This window comes from Pseudomonas sp. KH_050 (assembly GCF_057838875.1).
In genome coordinates, this window is sequence record NZ_CM174478.1 from 3,125,085 (window position 1) to 3,143,958 (window position 18,874).

The 18,874-nt window shown below is 62.0% G+C and carries 18 protein-coding genes; 12 read left to right on the plus strand and 6 right to left on the minus strand.

Annotated features, from left to right (window positions below):
* Positions 1 to 17 precede the first annotated feature (17 nt).
* On the plus strand, positions 18 to 548 hold the full coding sequence (locus AC3IUA_RS14395; protein WP_489361890.1) for a hypothetical protein: 531 nt from the start codon (positions 18 to 20) through the stop codon (positions 546 to 548).
* Here AC3IUA_RS14395 and AC3IUA_RS14400 read toward each other — a convergent pair.
* Both AC3IUA_RS14400 and AC3IUA_RS14405 read right to left on the minus strand, forming a co-directional pair.
* Positions 545 to 913 carry a VOC family protein gene (locus AC3IUA_RS14400; protein ID WP_489361892.1) on the minus strand — a complete coding sequence of 123 codons (369 nt, stop codon included), beginning with the start codon at positions 911 to 913 and terminating at the stop codon, positions 545 to 547. The genes AC3IUA_RS14395 and AC3IUA_RS14400 overlap by 4 nt on opposite strands.
* 32 nt (positions 914 to 945) lie before the next feature.
* Positions 946 to 1,929 carry an AraC family transcriptional regulator gene (locus AC3IUA_RS14405; protein ID WP_489362356.1) on the minus strand — a complete coding sequence of 328 codons (984 nt, stop codon included), beginning with the start codon at positions 1,927 to 1,929 and terminating at the stop codon, positions 946 to 948.
* 235 nt (positions 1,930 to 2,164) lie between these two features.
* On the opposite strand from AC3IUA_RS14405, the gene AC3IUA_RS14410 reads away from it, so the two are divergent.
* Together AC3IUA_RS14410 and AC3IUA_RS14415 are read left to right on the plus strand one after the other, a co-directional pair.
* On the plus strand, positions 2,165 to 2,437 hold the full coding sequence (locus AC3IUA_RS14410; RefSeq protein WP_489361894.1) for a DUF4242 domain-containing protein: 273 nt from the start codon (positions 2,165 to 2,167) through the stop codon (positions 2,435 to 2,437).
* 92 nt (positions 2,438 to 2,529) lie between these two features.
* Positions 2,530 to 3,342 (plus strand): class I SAM-dependent methyltransferase, encoded by an 813-nt coding sequence (locus AC3IUA_RS14415; RefSeq protein WP_489361896.1) that lies wholly within the window; start codon positions 2,530 to 2,532, stop codon positions 3,340 to 3,342.
* 412 nt (positions 3,343 to 3,754) lie between these two features.
* Here AC3IUA_RS14415 and AC3IUA_RS14420 read toward each other — a convergent pair whose 3' ends face one another.
* Genes AC3IUA_RS14420 through AC3IUA_RS14430 form a run of 3 tightly spaced genes read right to left on the minus strand, consistent with a single transcriptional unit; the run spans position 3,755 to position 6,413 of the window.
* Positions 3,755 to 4,372, minus strand: coding sequence for a TetR/AcrR family transcriptional regulator (locus AC3IUA_RS14420; protein WP_489361898.1), 618 nt, complete (start codon positions 4,370 to 4,372; stop codon positions 3,755 to 3,757).
* A complete protein-coding gene (locus AC3IUA_RS14425; RefSeq protein WP_489361900.1) occupies positions 4,359 to 5,210 on the minus strand; it encodes a 3-hydroxybutyryl-CoA dehydrogenase in 852 nt (283 codons plus the stop codon). Before AC3IUA_RS14425 ends, AC3IUA_RS14420 begins: the two co-directional genes overlap by 14 nt.
* Before the next feature lie 18 nt (positions 5,211 to 5,228).
* A complete protein-coding gene (locus AC3IUA_RS14430) occupies positions 5,229 to 6,413 on the minus strand; it encodes an acetyl-CoA C-acyltransferase family protein (RefSeq protein WP_489361902.1) in 1,185 nt (394 codons plus the stop codon).
* Positions 6,414 to 6,639: 226 nt separating this feature from the next.
* On the opposite strand from AC3IUA_RS14430, the gene AC3IUA_RS14435 reads away from it, so the two are divergent.
* A complete protein-coding gene (locus AC3IUA_RS14435; protein WP_489362358.1) occupies positions 6,640 to 7,653 on the plus strand; it encodes an AraC family transcriptional regulator in 1,014 nt (337 codons plus the stop codon).
* A gap of 140 nt (positions 7,654 to 7,793) precedes the next feature.
* Here AC3IUA_RS14435 and AC3IUA_RS14440 read toward each other — a convergent pair whose 3' ends face one another.
* Positions 7,794 to 9,680 (minus strand): sigma-54-dependent Fis family transcriptional regulator, encoded by a 1,887-nt coding sequence (locus tag AC3IUA_RS14440; protein WP_489361904.1) that lies wholly within the window; start codon positions 9,678 to 9,680, stop codon positions 7,794 to 7,796.
* 351 nt (positions 9,681 to 10,031) lie between these two features.
* On the opposite strand from AC3IUA_RS14440, the gene AC3IUA_RS14445 reads away from it, so the two are divergent.
* From AC3IUA_RS14445 to AC3IUA_RS14480, 8 genes are all read left to right on the plus strand, one after another.
* Positions 10,032 to 11,108, plus strand: coding sequence for an ATP-NAD kinase family protein (locus tag AC3IUA_RS14445; RefSeq protein WP_489361906.1), 1,077 nt, complete (start codon positions 10,032 to 10,034; stop codon positions 11,106 to 11,108).
* 2 nt (positions 11,109 to 11,110) lie between these two features.
* Positions 11,111 to 12,088 (plus strand): thiamine pyrophosphate-dependent dehydrogenase E1 component subunit alpha, encoded by a 978-nt coding sequence (locus AC3IUA_RS14450; protein WP_489361908.1) that lies wholly within the window; start codon positions 11,111 to 11,113, stop codon positions 12,086 to 12,088.
* A gap of 33 nt (positions 12,089 to 12,121) precedes the next feature.
* Entirely contained in the window at positions 12,122 to 13,141 is a 1,020-nt protein-coding gene (locus AC3IUA_RS14455; RefSeq protein ID WP_489361910.1) for an alpha-ketoacid dehydrogenase subunit beta, read from the plus strand.
* Entirely contained in the window at positions 13,138 to 14,250 is a 1,113-nt protein-coding gene (locus AC3IUA_RS14460) for an acetoin dehydrogenase dihydrolipoyllysine-residue acetyltransferase subunit (RefSeq protein ID WP_489361912.1), read from the plus strand. Before AC3IUA_RS14455 ends, AC3IUA_RS14460 begins: the two co-directional genes overlap by 4 nt.
* A gap of 164 nt (positions 14,251 to 14,414) precedes the next feature.
* Positions 14,415 to 15,164 (plus strand): hypothetical protein, encoded by a 750-nt coding sequence (locus AC3IUA_RS14465; protein WP_489361914.1) that lies wholly within the window; start codon positions 14,415 to 14,417, stop codon positions 15,162 to 15,164.
* A gap of 115 nt (positions 15,165 to 15,279) precedes the next feature.
* Positions 15,280 to 15,990 carry a FadR/GntR family transcriptional regulator gene (locus AC3IUA_RS14470; RefSeq protein WP_489361916.1) on the plus strand — a complete coding sequence of 237 codons (711 nt, stop codon included), beginning with the start codon at positions 15,280 to 15,282 and terminating at the stop codon, positions 15,988 to 15,990.
* 124 nt (positions 15,991 to 16,114) lie between these two features.
* Entirely contained in the window at positions 16,115 to 17,308 is a 1,194-nt protein-coding gene (lhgO, locus tag AC3IUA_RS14475; RefSeq protein ID WP_489361918.1) for an L-2-hydroxyglutarate oxidase, read from the plus strand.
* A gap of 95 nt (positions 17,309 to 17,403) precedes the next feature.
* Positions 17,404 to 18,756 carry an MFS transporter gene (locus AC3IUA_RS14480; RefSeq protein WP_489361920.1) on the plus strand — a complete coding sequence of 451 codons (1,353 nt, stop codon included), beginning with the start codon at positions 17,404 to 17,406 and terminating at the stop codon, positions 18,754 to 18,756.
* The last annotated feature ends 118 nt before the right edge of the window (positions 18,757 to 18,874 follow it).

The following is an 18,874-nucleotide window of genomic DNA, read 5'->3' on the forward strand; positions in this document are numbered from 1 at the left end:
GATACAACGGACAATCAATGAAAGCGCCTCGGTTATCGATACAACAGTACATAAAAGCCAAGGACGGTAACCGTCCGCATCTGTTGCGGCAGGCCTTTACCCCAGACGCCGTACTGGACATGGTGGTGCACACCGGATCCATCTCGTTCCCGCCCCACGTTGAAGGCCTTGGGCCGATCGGCGAAGTCCTGGTCAGTCGGTTCGGCCAGACCTTCGAAAACGTTTACACCTTCTGCCTGGGTGGCCCCCCTGAAGCGGATAGCACAAGATTCCGATGTAAATGGCTGGTTGCCATGTCCGACAAGAGCTCCGGCGAGGTCCGGGTAGGCTGCGGTTTGTATGAATGGCAGTTCAGTCCCGGGTCGGGGCTGGTCGAGAAGCTCACTATTACCATCGAGCACATGAAGACGCTGCCGGTGACTGAGCTGCAGCCGATCATGGATTGGGTAGCAAACCTGGACTATCCGTGGTGCAGCCCGGAAGAGGCTGTAAGCAACGCTCCGGACCTGGACAGGCTTGACGATGTGATCCATTACGTCACGGCCTAGGGTTGAGTGAAAATCTCCAGCAGATGGCCGTCGGGGTCATCGAAATACACCCGGCGACCACCGTCCAGGCGGTTTATTTCGTTCGGTCGCTGCTTGCCGGGATCGGCCCAGTAGGGAAGCCCGCGGGCCTGAATGCGGGCGAAGATCGGGTCGAAGTCGTCTTCACCAATCAGGAATGCGTAGTGTTGGGAGGCGATCTCGCCATCCTCGTTGTAATAGTCGAGCGAGACGCCGTTATCCAGCTGGACGATCAGCATCGGACCGAACGGGGCAGGGCGGGGCAGGCCCAGCAGCTCCACCAGAAATGATGAGGACTGGTGCTTGTCACGGCACCAGACGATGGTGTGGTTCAGCTGTACGCTCACGCTGGAATCCTCCTCCCTCGATCACCTTCAGCTTAGGCAACATTCGACTTTCCACGAGCTGTCGCCGACTGACTGCGCCGCCATGCCGCGGGCGGAGCGCCAAACTCGCGGCGAAAGGCCCGGCTGAAGGCGGTATCGGTCTGGTAACCCACCTGTTCTGCGATGTGCGTCAACGAGGCATTGCTGCGGCGCAAAAGATTGGCCGCCAGTTGCATGCGCCATTGTGTCAGGTACTGCATGGGCGAACTTCCCACCAGTTGCTGAAAGCGTTGCGCAAGCACCGACCTTGAGGTGCCTGCGGCACGCGCCAGTTCATCCAGGGACCAGGCATGGGCAGGGCTTTTGTGCAGCGAGTTCAAGGCGGCGCCGACGATCCGGTCCCTGACCCCGGCCAGCCAGCCGGTACGACCTTCGTTTTGTTCGCTCATGTACAGGCGCAAAACCTCGATGAACAGCACCTCGGCCAGTTTCGCCAGTACTCCGGCACCACCGGGGCGTGGGGAGCGCGCCTCGGCCAGGGCGTAACGCACCGAGGACTCCAGCCAGATACCGGCACTTGAACCACGTACATTGACCCTGACCAGTGGCGGCAGTCCCGCCAGCAGCATGCTCGCCAGGCGGGTATCGCACGCCAGGTAGCCACACACCAGCCGGGTTGCCGGACCGCCACCGCCGTAGTTCAATTGACGTGGACGGCGCGACAGTACCGCAGCCAGACGCCCCCCTTTGGCCGGCGCGAGCCCAGGTTGAGAACTCATGCGATGGGCATCACCCTGGGGAAAAATCACCACGTCGCCGGCGATCAAAAGCACCGGCGGCTGGTTGTCGAGTTCGACATAACACTCGCCTTCGGTGATCAAGTGAAAGATCACCACCCGCTCGGCATCAGGCTCCAGCAGCGGCGCCACCGAGTTGGCACTGGGTGACTGGTAGCACCAGGGCGCGGTGAACCTGGCATTGATAAAGATCGCGCCCACCAGCTGGACCACGCCCAGGGTCTGCGACAGTGCGTCCATCAGCCGTTGCTCCGATGCGTTGGTTGCAGGGTTCTGACCAAGCGCTGTGCTGCCATGGCCGATCTCCCCATTGGCTGGACTTTTCCGATTGTGAGCGCGTGGCCGCGGGACAGGCAATGTCCGGACGATCGGGCAGACCTTGCCGACGATCGGGCAGGACGCCAGGGTTTTCGAGCGCGATAGTTGTCCGACGGGGTAACTGCCTGCCCCGGACATCCAGCAAGTGGAGGTTGCCATGCCGAAGTTCGTCATTGAACGCGAGATTCCAGGAGCCGGAAACCTTACGGAGCGAGATCTGAAAGCCCTTTCGCAAAAGTCCTGCAAGGTCATTAGCGAACTGGGACAGCAGGTGCAGTGGCTGCAAAGCTACGTCACCGGCGACAAGTTTTACTGCGTGTACATCGCACCGAACGAGGAGCTGGTCAGGGAGCACGCCAGGCAAGGCAGTTTCCCCATAAACCAGGTTTCCCGGGTCACTTCGATCATTGATCCCACAACGGCGGAGTAGCGGCGTTCAACGAGGTTTTGCACGGGTCGCGGCTGATCGACAGCCCGGCCTTTTGCGCGAAGTCGACGTCCTCCCACTCGGAGCCAGAACTCATGAGCACACCGATTGATTTAAACGCCCTGAAAAACCGTCAGATGGTTTCCTGGGCCAGTGGCGACTATGCCGTGATCGGCACCACCTTGCAGATAGTCGGCGAGCAATTGGCCGAGGCCTGCGACCTGCGTTGCGATGAGCAGGTGCTTGACGTCGCGGCCGGCAATGGCAATGCGACGCTGGCCGCGGCGCGTCGAGGCTGCAAGGTGACCTCGACCGATTACGTGGCTGCGCTGCTCGAACGCGGCGAAGACCGCGCCAGGGCCGAGCGCCTGGAAGTGACCTTTCAGGTGGCCGACGCCGAAGCCCTGCCTTTCGAGGATGCGAGCTTCGACGTGGTGCTGTCGACCTTCGGCGTGATGTTTACCCCCGACCAAGCGAAAGCGGCCGCCGAGCTGGCGCGGGTGTGTCGGCCTGGGGGCAGGATAGGCCTTGCCAACTGGACCCCGGAAGGGTTTGTCGGGCAGATGTTCAAGACCCTCGGGCGCCATCTCCCGCCACCGGCGGGCGCGCAACCGCCTTCGCTATGGGGCACCGAGGCTCATCTGCAGACCCTGTTCGCTGACCGCGCCGCCAGGATCGCGGTGACGCGCCGGCTGTTCAATTTCAGGTACCGCTCGGCCGCGCACTTCATCGAAGTGTTTCGCACCTGGTACGGACCGGTTCACAAGGCCTTTGCGGCGCTTGAGGCCGACGCTGCCCTGGCCCTGGAACACGACCTGACCGCACTGTTGAACAGCCTGAACCGGGCCGGCCCGGATTCGCTGGTGGTGCCGAGTGAATACCTCGAGGTGGTAATCACCCGGAGTTGAAACGAGGAAACGGGATCGCGGGAGTCCGATAATGCCTCCTGCCAGCCACGGTCGGCGTAGGAGCTGGCGCAGCCTGCGATCTTTGGGCAGTTATGGAGATTGCCCAGAAGCAAGATCAAAAGATCGCAGCCTGCGGCAGCTCCTACCGGGGGATTGTGTTTCTGGCCGATTGTGCCGGGCGACGGCGATTACGGGTATCTCGCCGATCTTTTTGCCAGCCACGGTCGGCGTAGGAGCTGGTGCAGCCTGCGATCTTTTGGCGGTTATGGAGATTGCCCAGAAGCAAGATCAAAAGATCGCAGCCTGCGGCAGCTCCTACCGGGGGATTGTGTTTCTGGCTGGCGGGTATCTCGCCGATCGTTTTGCCAGCCACGGTCGGCGTAGGAGCTGGCGCAGCCTGCGATCTTTTCCCTCAGGCCACCGCTGCCTGAAGGCAGGCCGCCCTCGGCGGGCAAGGCGCGAGCAGGCGTTCTATCGCGCCGGTCACCAGGGTTTCCAGCAGGTCGTCACGCTGTTGGTCGTCGAGGCTGTGCTGGGCCAGCCAGGACGGTGCGCTATTGAGCAATGAGGCAATCGCGTGCCCGGCGGCCAGCAGGCTCTGTTCGGTCAATGCTGACCGATGCCCGAGAATCGCCAGCAGCCGGCATTGGTATTGCTCGCGCAACTCCTTGACCCGCTGCTGTTGATCTTCGTTCAGGCAGCAACTGTCGCGCTCGACCAGGCGATAGTGCCCGGGCATCTCCCGATGCAGTTTCAGGTGCGCGTGGATCACCACCTGGATGTTGCGTGCGCGGCGCGGGGCTTTGTCGATTCGCTGCAGGGTGGCCAGCAGCTCTTCGTAGAACTCTTCGATCAGGTCAAGCAGCAGATGCTGCTTGCTCGGATAGTGGTGATACAGCGAACCTGGCGTGACCCCCAGGTAGGTCGCCAGTTCACGCATGCCGACCTGGCCAAAGCCCTTCCTGGCGAACAGCTCGAGCGCCTTGTCACGATGCTGCGCCAGGCGTGAGCAGCGTTCAGGCATAGGCATGGAAGCCGCGTCCACTTTTGCGCCCCAGGTAACCGGCGGCGACCATTTCTTTAAGCAACGGAGCCGGACGATACTTGCTGTCATTGAAGCCGTCGTAGAAAGCCTCGAGAATCGCCAGCAGGGTATCGAGGCCGATCAGGTCGGCCAGGGCCAGCGGGCCGATCGGCTGATTGCAGCCAAGGCGCATCCCGGCGTCGATGTCATCGGCGCTGGCCAGTCCTTCCTGAAACACCAGAATCGCTTCATTGATCATCGGCACCAGAATCCGGTTGACGACGAAACCCGGGCGATTGCCTGCGGTGATCGCGGTCTTGCCCAGCCGTTGCGCCAGTTCCAGCGCCAGGGCATGGGTCGCATCACTGGTCTGCAGGCCGCGAATGACTTCGATCAGGCCCATCATCGGCACCGGATTGAAGAAATGCAGGCCGATGAAGCGCTCCGGCTGACTGACGCTGGCCGCCAGCTGAGTGATCGACAACGAAGAAGTATTCGAAGCGATCACACAGTCGGCACTGACCTGAGCGGCGATTTGTTGCAACACCCGCAGTTTCAGGTCGAGGTTTTCGGTGGCGGCTTCGATCACCAGTTGCGCGTTTTTCAGCGTGGCGTAGTCAGTGCTGGTCTGAATCCGTTGCAGCGCCGCGAGTTTTTGTTCCTCGGACAGCAGCTCTTTGGCGATTTGCCGATCCAGATTCTTGCTCACCGTCGCCAGGGCTTTTTCCAGCGCGGTCTCGGAGATATCCAACAGCATCACATTGATGCCGGCCAGGGCGCAGATTTGCGCAATGCCGTTGCCCATGGTGCCAGCGCCGATCACGCCGATAGTCTGCAGATTCATCTTCAGGCAATTCCTTGATTAAACGCGTTCGAACAGCACGGCAATGCCTTGGCCGCCGCCAATGCACATGGTCGCCAGGGCGTAACGGCCCTGACAGCGCTGCAGTTCGTAAAGGGCCTTGGTCGCGATAATCGCGCCGGTGGCGCCCACCGGGTGACCCAGGGAGATACCCGAACCGTTCGGGTTGACCTTCTGCGGATCGAACCCCAGTTCTTGCGCCACCGCACAGGCTTGCGCCGCGAAGGCCTCGTTCGATTCGATGACATCCAGGTCGGCAACGGTCAGGCCGGCGCGCTTGAGCACCAGGCGGGTCGCGGGAATCGGTCCCAGGCCCATCATCGACGGCTCGACCCCGGCGTGGGCGTAACCCACCAGACGGGCCATGGGCTTGAGGCCTTGCTCACGGACAACCTGTGCAGTGGCCATGATCAATGCCGCGGCACCGTCATTGAGCCCGGAAGCGTTGCCGGCAGTGACGCTGCCGTCTTTCTTGAAGGCCGGTTTCATGCTACCCAGCTGCTCGGCGCTGACATCCCCTCGCACATGCTCGTCAGTGGCGAACGACAGCGTGCCTTTGCGGGTAGGCACTTCAATCGGCACGATCTGTTCGACAAACCGTCCTTCGGCGATCGCCCGGGCGGCCCGTTGCTGGCTGAGCAAGGCCAGGTCATCCTGCATCTGCCGACTGATGCCGAAATGCTCGGCGATGTTTTCCGCGGTGATGCCCATATGGAAACCGGCAAACGGGTCCTGCAGAACCCCCAGCATGTAGTCGATGCCCTGGATGTCGCCCATGCGAGCACCCCAGCGCGCCTGAGGCAGCAAGTAAGCGCCACGGCTCATGGACTCGACACCACCGGCCAGTACGGCCCCTGCGTCGCCCAGCAGCAGACTCTGCGCGGCACTGACGATCGCTTGCAAGCCGGAACCGCAGAGCCGGTTGACGTTGAACGCCGGGGTTTCTTTCGGTAGCCCGGCATTCATTGCCACGGCCCTGGAGAGGTAAGCGTCGCGGGCTTCGGTAGGAATCACATGGCCCATCACCGCATGGCCGATATGCTCAGGGGCGAGGCCCGAACGTTGAATGGCGGCGCGGCAAACGTCAGTCGCCAACTGGATAGGCGACACGTCTTTGAGCGATCCGCCGAAGCTGCCGATGGCGGAACGCGTTGCGCTGACGACGAAAATATCGGAATTGTTCATGTCGACTCTCTGAATCAGGGTGGATTCGTTAGCTGAAATAGTCGGTGCCTCAGCGACTGGCGTACCATGGGCGCCGTCCGGCATGGGACGCTGGCCACGGCGGCTCACTGAAACGCCTTTGGTGATGACGAGTCTAGAGCCGGCAGCGCCACCGCGCCTATGCCATAACTGTTCAGCAAAGCTGATGTTTTTTGCCATTCCAGGCGATGAGGAGAGCAGCATTCATATGCGCGAAAAGGACTCGGTTGCCGTCTATTTTGTGCAGGCCATGGTCCATGCACTGCGTAACGATCCATTGCGTCGGCGGACGGTACTGGAGCAGGCGGGCATCGACCCGGCGCTGATGGACCAGCCCCAGGCGCGCGTCCCGGCCAGTGCGTTTGCCGCGTTATGGCTGATCCAGATTCGCGAACTGGACGACGAATTTTTCCAGCTCGACTCCCACGGCATGCGGCCTGGCAGCTTCGCCTTGATCTGCCGGGCCTTGATCCAGGAGCCGAACCTGGAAAAAGCCATGCGCCAGTGCCTGGCCAACTTTGCGCTGTTCCTGCGGGACTTTCGCGGCAGCCTCAGTGTGCGCGGCAAACGGGCGGTCATCAGCCTGCAGACCCGTTGCGAAGACCAGCAGGCCAGTGTTTTCGGCGAAGAGACCTTCCTGGTGCTGATGTTCAGCCTGCTGTGCTGGCTGGGAGGGCGGCGAATCCCTATCGATCGCGTGGACTTTCGCCATCAGCGTGTGTCACTCACCGATGATCCGTTGCTCTGGGGCGCCAATCTGACCTTTGGCGCCGAGCGCACCGAAATCGAGTTTGCCAGTCGCTACTTGCGGTTGCCGGTGGTCCAGGACCTTGCCTCGCTGAAAGTGTTTCTACGCAGTGCGCCGCAATGGCTGGTGATTCGTTTCCGTAACCAGCACGGCCTTGCGGCACAGGTCCATCAGCGCTTGCGCAACTGCCACTACAGTGAATGGCCGACGTTGCAAACCTTTGCCCTGGAACAACGGATGAGCCCCAGCACCTTTCGGCGCAAACTGGAGCGCGAGGGTTGTTCGTTTCAGGAGATCAAGGACGAAGTGCGCCGGGGCATGGCCTTTGAACAGCTGCGCCAGACCAAGGTGAGCATTACCGAGATTGCCGAACATATCGGCTTCCAGGAACCCAGCGCGTTTCACCGGGCGTTCAAGAAGTGGACAGGGGAGAGCCCGGGGCGGTATAGGGCGAGGTTTCAGGATAAGACGTGATGGCTGCACAAAACCTGTGAGCGCGAAGCGAACACTGCGGTTTTTCAGACAATCTGTGGCGAGGGGGCAAGCCCCCTCGCCACAAATGTCCCCAGACTAAAGAGTCACGCTAACTGACTGGCATCAGAACCACTCCCACTTCACCCCGGCCCCCTCCCAGGCATATCAATCCGGTGCTGATTCACCCGTCGATACAGCGTCGCCCGGGAAATCCCCAGGGCCTTGGCCGCGGCAATCGGTTTCCAGCGGTGACGCACCAGCGCATCGAGCAGTGCCTGACGCTCCGGACTGTCACTGGGTTCAGCAAAAGCCTCCAAGGGCCGGCTCTCGGGCCCCCGCAGCAGCTCCGGTAAATGGCTCGACTGGATAACGTCGGTCTCGCAGACCGCGCAGGCATAGCGCAGAACGTGGCGCAACTGCCGGACATTGCCCGGCCAGCGGTAGCCGAGCAGGCATTCCAGTGCTGTCGTCGCGAGTTTCAACTGCACCCCGCACAGCGCCGATTCCTCGTCGAGAATCCGCCTGATCAATGCCAGTCGGTCGCTGCGCTCGCGTAGTGGCGGCAATTGAAAGCGCGCGCCTCCCAGGCGGAAGTACAGGTCTTCGCGAAAGTCGCCGCTGGCCACCAGGGTTTCAAGGTCGCGGTGGGTCGCGCAGATCACCTGGATGTCTACCACTTTGCGCCGTGAAGCGCCCAGGGGCGCTACTTCGCCTTCCGCCAGGACCCGCAGCAGACGGGTCTGCAAGGCCAGCGGCATGTCGCCGATTTCATCGAGGAACAGCGTGCCAGTATCGGCCTGTTGCAGCAGGCCTTGCATGCCCTTGCTCGAGGCGCCGGTGAAAGCCCCGGCGACATACCCGAACAGCTCACTCTCGATCAGGCTTTCCGGGATCGCCGCACAGTTCACCGCAACGAAAGGGCAGTCGCGACGGCGGCTGGCCTGGTGCAATTGCCGGGCAAAGACTTCCTTGCCGGAGCCGGTCTCGCCCTGAATCAGTACCGGTAGATTGCGGTCCTTGACCCGCACCGCAAGGCGCAGGCTTTCGGCGATACGCGGGTCGAATTGCGGCGCCGCACTTTCACTCGATGAAGGTTTGGCAAGCGGGCGTCGAGGTGCGCTCAAGCGGGCATGCAATTCACTCTGCCCACCATGGTTGCGCAGCAGGCAAAGGGACCCGTCCCTTGCCCGATGCAGCAGCTGCTGGTCGAACACTTGGCCGATATGCTCGGGCAGCCGGCCATAGCGCTGCAGCAGGAACTGCCGGGCCGCCGGATTCAGCGCCTGCAGGCAGCCGTCGTCATCCCAGGCGAACAGGTAGTCCGGCTGGCTATCGACATAGCCGGCGCTGCCATGGGCGCGCAGCACCCAGAATCCCTGGGCACTGCTCATGAAAAATGCCTGTTCGATTTCCCGGGCGCTCTGCACCACCATCTGCCGGATCAGGTGCTGGGACCGGCGCTCGTCAGGGGAGCGCACGGCCGACACATCGAGCACCCCGAGCAGCTCGCCCTGCGGGTCGAAGAGCGGCGCGGCGGAGCAGGTCAGGCCGATGAATGCCGCACGGAAATGATCACTTTTATGCACCGTGACCGGGGTCCTGGCAGTGAGTACCGCCGCCACGCCGCAGGTGCCTTCCTCGCCTTCCGACCAACAGGTGCCCAGGTACAGCCCGGCTTTGCGGCAGTCGCTGCGAATCGCCGTCTCGACCCGGTAATCGATGGTCCGGCCCTGGGCGTCGGTGAGCATCACGCAGTAGTCGGCGCCCCGCACCCGGCCGTGGAGGCGGGCGACTTCTTCGCTGGCGATGCGCAGAAACAGTTCCGAGCGCTCACGGCATTCCTTGAGCACGTGCTGCGACAGGATGCGCGGCCCCTGCAGCGAGCCGGGGTCAAGATGATGTTGCTCCATGGAGCGGCGCCAGGAGTCGAGAATCAGGCTCGACACCGGCACTTGCGGCAGCTGCGTGGCGTTCTTCAACACACGGCTGACGCAATCGACATGGGCCTTCGAGTGTGCGGAAAGCATAGGGCCTCCGTTTCCAGCTTTTTGTAGTTGTGCGGCCATTAAGCGCTGTTCATCACCGTCAGACAAGCACCCGGACGATACCCGGCGGCGGTGAGACGCAACGTCTCAGCGTCTCATGCCCGGCCCGGGCAACCTGACATGTCGCGTCTCGCCAATAGCTCCCCGACAACTCCCCTGCAATTCGCCTGATCCTCTCTAATCCGGGCGTTTCCAGCGATTTTCCAGGTTCTGGCACCGGCCTTGCTCTAGCCCTGGAAAGCATAAAAATAACCAGAGGTGCCCCATGTTCGACTGCCGATACCTGTCCCTGGCTGGTTTGCGACCTGACACCACGCCCGGCTGGACCGCGCCATGAGCCGCCGGCCATTGACCGTGGGGATCATCGCCAACCCGGCCTCGGGCCGCGACGTGCGACGGCTGACCGCCAATGCCGGGCTGTTTTCCAGTACCGACAAGGTCTCGGTGATCCAGCGGCTGCTGGCGGCGTTCGGCGCGACCGGTGTCGAACAAGTGCTGATGCCCACCGACATGACCGGAATCGCCGCCGCCGTGCTGAAGAACAGCCAGGGGCGCCAGGCCCGCGACAGTCACTGGCCAGCCCTGGAATTCCTCGACATCACCTTGCGCCAGAGCGTCGAAGACACCCGCAAGGCCGCGAGATTGATGGCCGAGCGCGGTGTTTCGCTGATCGCCGTGCTCGGCGGCGACGGCACCCACAAGGCCGTCGCGGCGGAGGTCGGCGACATCCCTTTGTTGACCCTGTCCACCGGCACCAATAACGCCTTTCCCGAATTGCGCGAAGCCACCAGCGCCGGCCTGGCCGGCGGATTGTTCGTCAGCGGGCGGATTCCCGCCGAGATTGCCTTGCGCCGCAACAAACGCCTGTTGGTGCGCGTGCCGACTCGTGGTCTGTGCGAGTGGGCGCTGGTCGACGTTGCGGTGTCCTCGCTGCCGTTTGTCGGCGCCCGGGCGATCAGTCGCGCGGCGGACCTGGCGCAGGTCTTCGTGACTTTCGCGGAGCCCCGGGCCATTGGCCTTTCGGCGCTCTGCGGGCTGTGGTTTCCGGTCTCCCGGCAAGCACCGGGTGGGGCCTGGATGCGCCTCGACCCGCAGTCTCCCGAGGCGCTGCTGGTGCCGCTGGCTCCCGGCCTGCTGCAAGGCTGCGGAGTGCTCGCCGCCGGCAGCCTGGAGCCGGGCGTCGCCCATTCCCTGGCATTGACCTGCGGCACTCTGGCCCTGGATGGCGAACGCGAGATCGAGTTCAACGCCGCTGACCGCCCCAGCGTCACCCTCGATAACCGCGGGCCGCTGAGCATCGACGTCAATGCCGCGCTGGCTTACGCCGCGCAACAACGGCTACTGGCCATCGGCCGTGAACATCCGCAACACCCCCTGAACCTTTCATCCCGAGACAACCCTGGAGAATAAAAATGTCGACACACCTGTCCGCTGATCAATTGCTGCATGCCTACAAGGTGATGCGCACCATCCGCGCCTTCGAAGAGCGCCTGCATGTGGAATTCGCCACCGGCGAGATTCCCGGTTTCGTCCACCTCTACGCCGGGGAAGAAGCGTCCGCCGCCGGGGTCATGGCGCATCTTGGCGATGACGATTGCATTGCTTCCAACCACCGCGGTCACGGTCATTGCATCGCCAAAGGCGTCGATGTGTACGGGATGATGGCCGAGATCTACGGCAAGAAAACCGGAGTCTGCCAGGGCAAGGGCGGCTCGATGCACATCGCCGATTTCGAGAAAGGCATGCTCGGCGCCAACGGCATTGTCGGTGCCGGCGCACCGCTGGTGGTCGGCGCGGCGCTGGCGGCCAGGCTCAAGGGCACCGACAGTGTGGCGGTGGTGTTCTTCGGGGATGGCGGTTCCAACGAAGGCGCGGTATTCGAGGCGATGAACATGGCCTCGGTGTGGAACCTGCCGTGCCTGTTCATTGCCGAGAACAACGGCTATGCCGAGGCCACGGCGTCCAACTGGTCGGTGGCCTGCGATCACATTGCCGATCGCGCCGCCGGCTTCGGCATGCCCGGGGTCACGGTGGACGGTTTCGATTTCTTCGCCGTACACGAAGCCGCCGGGGCTGCCGTCGAACGCGCCCGGGCCGGTGAAGGGCCGTCGCTGATCGAAGTCAAACTGACCCGTTACTACGGCCACTTCGAGGGCGATGCCCAGACCTATCGAGCCCCGGACGAAGTGAAGCATTTTCGTGAGCACAACGACTGCCTGATGCAGTTTCGCGAGCGCACCACCCGCGCCGGACTGATTGACGCGGGGCAGTTGGACCAGATCGACGACGAAGTCGGGCTACTGATCGAAAACGCCGTGCGCAAGGCCAAGTCCGACCCCAAGCCGAGCGCGGCCGACCTGCTGACCGACGTTTACGTTTCCTATCCCTGAACGCCCCCTATAACAAGAATCGAGACCTTCATCATGGCGAGAAAAATCAGCTATCAACAGGCAATCAATGAAGCCCTGGCCCAGGAAATGCGCCGCGATCCGAGCGTATTCATCATGGGCGAGGACGTCGCGGGCGGTGCCGGAGCACCCGGCGAAAACGACGCCTGGGGCGGTGTGCTCGGGGTCACCAAGGGCCTGTACCACCAGTTTCCCGGACGGGTGCTGGATACGCCGCTGTCGGAACTCGGCTATGTCGGCGCCGCCGTGGGGGCCGCGACCTGTGGCGTGCGGCCGGTCTGTGAACTGATGTTCGTCGACTTTGCCGGCTGCTGCCTGGACCAGATCCTCAATCAGGCGGCGAAATTCCGCTACATGTTCGGCGGCAAGGCTTCGACCCCGCTGGTGATCCGCACCATGGTTGGTGCCGGCCTGCGGGCGGCCGCCCAGCATTCGCAAATGCTCACCTCACTCTGGACCCACATTCCCGGCCTGAAAGTGGTGTGCCCGTCATCGCCCTACGATGCCAAGGGCCTGCTGATCCAGGCGATCCGCGACAACGATCCGGTGATTTTCTGCGAACACAAGCTGCTCTACAGCATGCAGGGCGAAGTACCGGAAGAGCTCTATACGATTCCCTTTGGCGAGGCCAACTTTCTGCGCGAAGGCAAGGATGTGACCCTGGTCTCCTATGGCCGCACGGTCAACCTGGCCCTGGATGCGGCTCGCAGCCTGGCAGGGCGTGGCATCGATTGCGAGGTGATCGACCTGCGCACCACCAGCCCGCTGGATGAAGACAGCATCCTCGAAAGCGTCGAGAAAACCGGACGCCTGGTGGTGATCGACGAAGCCAACCCGCGCTGTTCGATGGCCACCGACATTTCCGCGCTGGTGGCGCAAAAAGCCTTTTCGGCCTTGCAGGCTCCGATCGAAATGGTCACCGCGCCGCACACCCCGGTGCCGTTCTCCGATGCCCTGGAGGATCTGTACATCCCTGACGCGGCGAAAATCGAAGCCGCGGTGCTCAAGCTCATCGAGTGGAGGAAACGCCCATGAGCCAGATCCATACCCTGACCATGCCCAAGTGGGGCCTGTCGATGACCGAAGGCCGGGTCGACGCCTGGCTCAAGGAGGAGGGCGCGGCCATCGCCAAGGGCGATGAAGTGCTGGATGTGGAAACCGACAAGATCTCCAGCAGCGTCGAAGCACCATTCTGCGGGGTGTTGCGCCGGCAGGTCGCTCGCCAGGACGAAACCCTCTCGGTCGGTGCCTTGCTCGGCATAGTCGTCGAAGGCGAGGCCAGCGAGGCGGAGATCGACGCGGTGGTCGAGCAGTTCCAGGCCAGCTTCGTACCGGGGGATATCAGCGACGAAGACAGCGGCCCGGCCCCGCAAAAGATCGAACTCGATGGACGGATCATCCGCTATTTCGAGCGCGGCGAAGGCGGCACGCCCATGCTGTTGATCCATGGCTTCGGCGGTGACCTGAACAACTGGATGTTCAACCACGAGGCGCTGGCGGCGGGGCGCCGGGTCATCGCCCTCGACCTGCCTGGCCATGGAGAGTCCGGCAAAGTCTTGCAGCGCGGGGACCTCGATGAACTGAGCGAAGTGGTGCTGTCGCTGCTAGACCATCTGGATATCGAGGCGGTGCATCTGGTCGGCCATTCCATGGGCGGCGCGGTGTCCTTGAACACCGCACGGCTGGCGCCACAACGCGTGCGCTCGCTGACCCTGATCGGCAGCGCCGGTCTCGGTCCGCAGATCAACGGCGATTACCTGCAAGGCTTTATCGATGCGGCCAACCGCAACGCGCTCAAGCCGCAATTGGTGCAGTTGTTCTCCGACCCGGGGCTGGTGAACCGGCAGATGCTCGAAGACATGCTCAAGTACAAGCGCCTGGAAGGCGTCGATAGCGCTCTGCGCCAACTGGCCATGACGCTGTTCGCCGATGGCCGCCAGCAGCTCGACTTGCGCGCGGTGGTGCAGGAAGGTCGACATCCGGTGCTGGTGATCTGGGGCAGCGACGACGCAATCATTGCGGCGGCGCACACCGAGGGCTTGTCGGCGCAGGTCGAATTGCTGCCGGGCCAGGCGCACATGGTGCAAATGGAAGCGGCGGAACAGGTCAACCGTCTGATTCTGGAGTTTGTGCAGCAACACTGACGGTATGCCTGGCTGCCCGTGGGGCAGCCGCTCGGCTGGGTATCAGCCTGGTCGCCTTGGCGATGGCCGTTACAGGCCATCGCACTTTTTCCGGTTTCGCGGTTCTACTCTTGGCCAGGATGCGGCGACTCCCATCGCATCCGGATTGTCCAAGACCTTTGCCAATGGCCAACGCTAGTCCTTCTATCATCGCGAGATTTCTTCGTCATCCGCGACTGCTCGCCAGCGTGTTGCTGCTCTGCGCCGGCGGTTGCAGTCAACAGCAGGGCCGGGATATGGCCACCCAGCTCAGCGAAGGAACCCCGACCGAACTGTTTCAGACCAGCGTCGATCGCATTGCCACCCTGAGCATGCAGGACAACCTGCAAAGCCTCTATCTGTTGATGAACAAGCTCTACCAGCGTAATCCCGCCGAGTGGCGCAAGTCCGGGTTCCTCGACGCCCGTACCGCCGAGCGCGAGGTACGCAACGCAATCGAGCAACGCAAACCGCTGCCGCAATTGGGCGAACGACGGAACCTCGCGGCACTCAGTTACGCCCTGAGCCCGGAATTTCTCGGCGACCGGGTCGGCGCCTTCATCTATGCGATCGGCAGCATGCTGATCACTGCCCATGGCGGTCGGCAGGAGTTCTACATGACCGATGTGATCAACGCGCAATTCGTCAGCAACGCTGCGCGCAATATCGAGAAAGCCACCTGGCTGCTGAGCCAGCGTCAGAATGCCAATGGCGAGCTGTTGCTGTTTTCCAATGAAATCTCGGAGGAGGGCAGCAACCTGAGCTTCGCCGTGGAGTTCGGCAAGATCGTCGCGCGCCTGGACCTGCTCTCGCAAATGCTCGATGAGCGTTATCGGCGAATCGGCCTGAATTATGCCCAGAGCCTGCTGCTGATGAATTTCCTGCCGGTGCAATAAGCGCGCAAGGGGCCGCTCGCAGGCCCAGGAGCGAGAGCTCAACGACGCGGCTCACCCTTGACAAGGGGAAAACAGACAGTCTATTGTCTGACAACCTGACTACCAAGGTTGTCTTATGCTTGAGCTACAGCGCCCCGATTCTCTCGTCATGCGTGTTGTCAGCGCCATCCGCGCAGAGATCGACTCCGGCCAACTGGGTCCCGAATCGCGATTGCCGACCGAACAGCAATTGTCGGAGCAGCTGCACGTCAGCCGCTCGGTGGTGCGCGAGGCGATCGCCCAGTTGAAAGCCGATGGCGTGCTGATTGCCCGGCGCGGCCTTGGCTCCTATATCTCCGCGACCCCTGCCGGCACGGTTTTCCGCTTTCCCGAGCAAGGCGGGCGCAAGCCCGACCTGGCGCAGATGTTCGAGATGCGCTTGTGGATCGAGACCCAGGCGGCCTCGATTGCCGCTCAGCGGCGTGATGCAACGGATTTGCAACGCATGAAAGACGCGTTGCAAGAGATGCATGACAAGCGCACCGATTTCCAAGCCGCGGCCTCGGCCGATGTGGAGTTTCACCGGGCCATCGCCGAAGCCAGCAAGAACGACTATTTCGTCGCCTTTCATGACTTTCTGCGCAGCCAGTTGGCGAGTGCGCGCCGAACCGCCTGGGAAAACTCCGCATCACGTTTTGTCGGCGGTTCGGCGGATGCCAGCCGCGAGCACCAGGCGCTGTACCAGGCCATCGCCGATGGCGACCGTCAGGCCGCCGCGGCCTGTGCCGACGCCCATTTGCGCGCTTCGGCCAAGCGCCTGCAGCTTGAGCTTCCCCCTACCGACTGAATCGATCCATCACTGAAGCCCTGAACCACTAAAGCGTGCGAGAGCACGCAGGCTTTTCGCGAAAGCATTAGTCTGACAACCTGATAACTAGACCAGCACTGACTGATCCAAGGTAACCACCACAATGATTTATGACTTTTGCATCATCGGCGGCGGGATCGTAGGCCTTGCCACGGCGATGGAGCTACTCAAGCGCCAGCCAACCGCGTCCTTGGTGTTGCTGGAAAAAGAAAGCTCCCTGGCCCGGCACCAGACCGGCCATAACAGTGGGGTGATCCACGCCGGTATCTACTACGCGCCTGGCAGTCTCAAGGCAGAACTGTGCAAGCTCGGGGCCCAGGCCACCAAAGAGTTCTGCACCGAACACGGAATCAGGTTCGAGGTCTGCGGCAAGTTGCTGGTGGCCTCGACGCCCCTCGAAGTCGAGCGGATGAAAGCCTTGTATGAGCGCTCGCAACTCAACGGGATGAAAGTCGAGCGCCTCGATGCCGATGAGCTGCAGCGCCGCGAACCGAACATCGTCGGATTAGGTGGGTTGTTTCTGGATGCCACCGGCATCGTCGATTACCGGCAAGTCTGCGAAACCATGGCCCGGGTCATCCAGCAACAGGGTGGCGAGATCTGTCTGAGCAAGGCCATCACCGCGATCAAGGAAAACCCTGACAGCGTGACGGTCAGCAGTGATGACGGTCACTGGCGGGCGAAAAAACTGGTGGTCTGCGCAGGCTTGCAATCGGACCGCCTGGCGACACTCGCCGGGATCAAAATCGATCACCAGATCATCCCGTTTCGCGGCGAGTACTTTCGCCTGCCGGAGTCGAAGAGCAACATCGTCAATCACTTGATCTACCCGATTCCCGATCCGGAGCTGCCGTTTCTGGGGGTCCATCTGACTCGCATGATCGATGGCAGTGTCACCGTCGGCCCGAATGCCGTGCTGGGTCTGGGTCGCGAGAACTACAAGAAGTTCTCGATCAACTGGCGCGATGTTGCGCAGTACGCGAGTTTCCCCGGTTTCTGGAAAACCATCTGGCAGAACCTCGGTTCCGGCAGCGTCGAGATGAAGAACTCATTGTTCAAATCCGGCTATCTGGAGCAATGCCGAAAGTATTGCCCCTCGCTGAACATCGACGATCTGCTGCCGTATGAGGCGGGCATTCGTGCCCAGGCGGTCAAACGCGACGGCACCCTGGTGCACGATTTTCTGTTCGCCGAAACCTCGCGGATGCTGCATGTCTGCAATGCACCTTCTCCCGCGGCCACTTCGGCCATTCCCATCGGCTCGATGATTGCCGAGCGAATTTTGAACCGCAGTTAGTAGCGATGCACCTGTCTCTCTCTATTGGCCCGGGTGAATAGAGGCAGCCAGTACGCCCTTGAAAATAACTATAAAGACTCATAAGGAAACAGTGAATGACCGCAATCAACGCGACCGGCCACTTGGCTGAAACCCCGCAACAAACAAAAAAACGCCTGCGCAAGGTCGCTGCAGCGACTATTTTTGGCTCGATGCTGGAGTGGTACGACTTCTATTTGTACGCCACGATGGCGGCCATCGTTTTCTCGAAAATCTTCTTCGACAACAGCAACCCGCAGACCGCGTCGCTGCTGGCGTTCTCGACCTTTGCCATTGGCTTTGTCGCACGCCCGTTTGGCGGGATTCTGTTCGGCTACCTGGGCGACAGGTTCGGCCGCAAGCAAGTGCTGGTAGTGACCTTCTGCATGATGGGCATCTGCACCACGTTGATCGGCCTGATCCCCAGCTACGCCTCGATCGGTATCTGGGCGCCGATCGTGCTGGTCGCGGTACGGATCATTCAGGGTCTGGGGGCCGGAGCCGAGCTGTCCGGTGCGGCAGTCACCTCCTATGAGCATGCCGCGCAAGGCAAGCGCGGCAGTCAGGGTGCCTGGCCGGCGCTGGGTCTGAACCTGGGCTTGTTGCTGTCATCGCTGACCGTTTACCTGCTGACCATCAATGGCAACGAGTTCCTGCTGCAAGGCGGCTGGCGCATTCCGTTCGTTTGCAGTATTGTCCTGGTCGGCGTCGGACTATGGGTACGCAACAGCATTCCGGAAACCCCGGAGTTCAGCGAAATGAGCAAGGAGCTGACCAAGAAGCAGGGCAAGGAAACCCAAAAGGCCCAGGCTTCACCGCTCAAAGCCTTGTTCAAGAACGACCTCAAAGGCCTGGCAGTGGTGTTTTTCGTCGCCATTGGCTACAACGCCCTGAGCTACATCTTCAAAACCTTCTCGCTGGCCTACCTGACCCAGTTCAAAGGCGTTGATGTGCATGTCACCTCGTTGTCCGTGACCATCGCCAGTCTGATTGCCATTGTCGCCGTGCCGTGCTTCGGCTGGCTGTGCGACAAGTGGAGCAGCAAGACCGTACTGATGCTCGGTGGGGTGTTCTCGTTGTTGTTCGCCTATCCATTCCTGGCGCTGCTCGGCACCGGTGAAAGCCTGATGATCTATGTCGCGATCGGCATTGGCACCGGCATTCTCGCGCCGATGATGTTCGCTCCACAGGGTTCGTTCCTGAGTCGCCAGTTCCCGACCCAGACCCGTTCCTCGGGCTTTGGCACCGGGCGCGAAATCGGCACCGCGGTCGCGGGCGGTCTGGCGCCGCTGGGCGCCTTGTCGCTGGTCTCGGCGTCCGCCACGCACTCCACGGACGGGGTGGTGATCATCCTGGCGATCGCCTCGGTGCTGGTGGTGGTTTTTGCCCTGTGCGACCAGGGACGCAAGCATTCTTCGTTCAAGAATTGATAACCCGGCGATGAACCGATGGGGGCGGGCCGACCTTTTGCACCGGGTCGGCCCGCCCTGCGCCGTTTTGGCCCCTCAAGGCAAGCGCAACCCGCTCGAGTCCAATGATGCTCTGATC